Source organism: Bacillus sp. JJ1609 (assembly GCF_036967045.1).
Lineage (GTDB): Bacteria > Bacillota > Bacilli > Bacillales > Cytobacillaceae > Mesobacillus.
The window spans coordinates 1-1602 of the sequence record NZ_JBALSS010000023.1; the positions used below are offsets into that span (position 1 = coordinate 1).

Annotated in this window: 1 rRNA gene; it reads left to right on the top strand. The window is 54.9% G+C overall.

Annotated elements, in window-relative coordinates:
• Window positions 1–22 precede the first annotated feature (22 nt).
• Window positions 23–1572, top strand: a 16S ribosomal RNA gene (locus tag V7654_RS16380).
• Window positions 1573–1602: the final 30 nt, after the last annotated feature.

Consider the following 1602-nt stretch of genomic DNA (forward strand, 5'->3'; position numbering starts at 1 on the left):
TTATGAGCTAACTCATAACTCTTTTTTGGAGAGTTTGATCCTGGCTCAGGACGAACGCTGGCGGCGTGCCTAATACATGCAAGTCGAGCGGATCTTCATTAGCTTGCTTTTGAAGATCAGCGGCGGACGGGTGAGTAACACGTGGGCAACCTGCCTGTAAGACTGGGATAACTTCGGGAAACCGGAGCTAATACCGGATAATCCTTTTCCTCTCATGAGGAAAAGCTGAAAGACGGTTTCGGCTGTCACTTACAGATGGGCCCGCGGCGCATTAGCTAGTTGGTGAGGTAACGGCTCACCAAGGCGACGATGCGTAGCCGACCTGAGAGGGTGATCGGCCACACTGGGACTGAGACACGGCCCAGACTCCTACGGGAGGCAGCAGTAGGGAATCTTCCGCAATGGACGAAAGTCTGACGGAGCAACGCCGCGTGAGCGATGAAGGCCTTCGGGTCGTAAAGCTCTGTTGTCAGGGAAGAACAAGTATCGGAGTAACTGCCGGTACCTTGACGGTACCTGACCAGAAAGCCACGGCTAACTACGTGCCAGCAGCCGCGGTAATACGTAGGTGGCAAGCGTTGTCCGGAATTATTGGGCGTAAAGCGCGCGCAGGCGGTTCCTTAAGTCTGATGTGAAAGCCCCCGGCTCAACCGGGGAGGGTCATTGGAAACTGGGGAACTTGAGTGCAGAAGAGGAGAGCGGAATTCCACGTGTAGCGGTGAAATGCGTAGAGATGTGGAGGAACACCAGTGGCGAAGGCGGCTCTCTGGTCTGTAACTGACGCTGAGGCGCGAAAGCGTGGGGAGCGAACAGGATTAGATACCCTGGTAGTCCACGCCGTAAACGATGAGTGCTAAGTGTTAGAGGGTTTCCGCCCTTTAGTGCTGCAGCAAACGCATTAAGCACTCCGCCTGGGGAGTACGGCCGCAAGGCTGAAACTCAAAGGAATTGACGGGGGCCCGCACAAGCGGTGGAGCATGTGGTTTAATTCGAAGCAACGCGAAGAACCTTACCAGGTCTTGACATCCTCTGACAACCCTAGAGATAGGGCGTTCCCCTTCGGGGGACAGAGTGACAGGTGGTGCATGGTTGTCGTCAGCTCGTGTCGTGAGATGTTGGGTTAAGTCCCGCAACGAGCGCAACCCTTGATCTTAGTTGCCAGCATTAAGTTGGGCACTCTAAGGTGACTGCCGGTGACAAACCGGAGGAAGGTGGGGATGACGTCAAATCATCATGCCCCTTATGACCTGGGCTACACACGTGCTACAATGGATGGAACAAAGGGCAGCGAAGCCGCGAGGTGAAGCCAATCCCATAAAACCATTCTCAGTTCGGATTGCAGGCTGCAACTCGCCTGCATGAAGCCGGAATCGCTAGTAATCGCGGATCAGCATGCCGCGGTGAATACGTTCCCGGGCCTTGTACACACCGCCCGTCACACCACGAGAGTTTGTAACACCCGAAGTCGGTGGGGTAACCTTTTGGAGCCAGCCGCCTAAGGTGGGACAGATGATTGGGGTGAAGTCGTAACAAGGTAGCCGTATCGGAAGGTGCGGCTGGATCACCTCCTTTCTAAGGATATTGCCGTAAAGGCAATCGGAA